This is a genomic window from Roseovarius amoyensis, assembly GCF_003260265.1.
GTDB lineage: Bacteria > Pseudomonadota > Alphaproteobacteria > Rhodobacterales > Rhodobacteraceae > Roseovarius > Roseovarius amoyensis.
The window spans coordinates 1-1,050 of sequence record NZ_QITQ01000083.1 but is presented as its reverse complement, the minus strand read 5'-3'; the positions used below and the strand labels follow the sequence as shown (position 1 = coordinate 1,050).

At 59.2% G+C, this 1,050-nt stretch carries 1 protein-coding gene; it reads left to right on the top strand.

Annotated features, from left to right (window positions below; all coding sequences use genetic code 11):
• The first annotated feature begins 63 nt into the window (after window positions 1-63).
• Window positions 64-996: an IS5 family transposase gene (locus DL899_RS19255; protein WP_111735914.1), complete on the top strand. Its 933-nt coding sequence runs from the start codon at window positions 64-66 to the stop codon at window positions 994-996.
• Window positions 997-1,050 lie beyond the last annotated feature (54 nt).

Here is a 1,050-nt window from a genome sequence, read left to right as displayed (position 1 = left end):
GGCTTTGTTGCACAAATTGGCTGAGGGATTCACTGTTTGAATCCAGCGTGATAGCTGGCTGTCATGAGCAGTTGGTCACCTACGAAGTACAAGACCAGGAACTGGCCTTCGTACAACACGGCGCTGAAGCAGCGCGGTTCACTTGCAATCTGGTTTGATCCCGAGATGCCCTGGCACGCGGCTCCGACGGGTAGGCGCGGTCGTCAGCCCGAGTTCAGCGACGCCGCGATCCAAGCTTGCCTGACGATGAAGGTGCTTTTCGGTATGCCCCTTCGGCAGACGACGGGGTTTGTCGAAAGCTTGTTGCGACTGGCTGGGCTCGACTGGAAAGTTCCGGACTTCAGCACTCTGTGTCGCCGCCAGAAGGCGTTGAATGTCTCGATCCCTTACCGTGGCGGAACTGGTCCGTTGCATCTTCTGATCGATGCGACAGGGATCAAAGCCGAGGGCGAAGGGGAGTGGAACGCGCGCAAGCATGGCGGGAGCAAGAAACGCCTGTGGCGCAAGCTTCACCTCGGTATGGACGAGGAAACACTGGAGATCCGCGCGGTCGGCGTCACGACAAGCAATGTCGGCGATGCACCCATGCTGCCCGACTTGCTGGAACAAATCCCACCCGACCAGGAGATCGCCACCGTCACCGCTGATGGGGCCTATGACACGAGAAGATGTCACAAGGTGATTGCTGCTCGGGGTGCCGCAGCCATCATCCCGCCGCGTAAGAACGCCCAACCTTGGAAACCAACCACGGCGGGCGCTATCGCGCGAAACGAAGCTGTGAGAGCCTGCAAATATCTCGGGCGTGCTTTGTGGCGAAAGTTGACCCGATATCACCGCCGGAGCCGCGCAGAGGCGAAGATGAACTGCGTTAAACTGCTTGGCCAAGGCCTCATGGCCCGAGACTTCGACCGGCAGGTTGCTGAGCTCCAAGTCCGGATCGCGGTGCTCAATCGCTACACCGCTCTTGGTATACCCGTCACTGAGCCCGTAGGATAAGTGTGCCCAGGGAAAGGGGACGTCCGTTCACACCACGATTTGTGCAACAGAGCC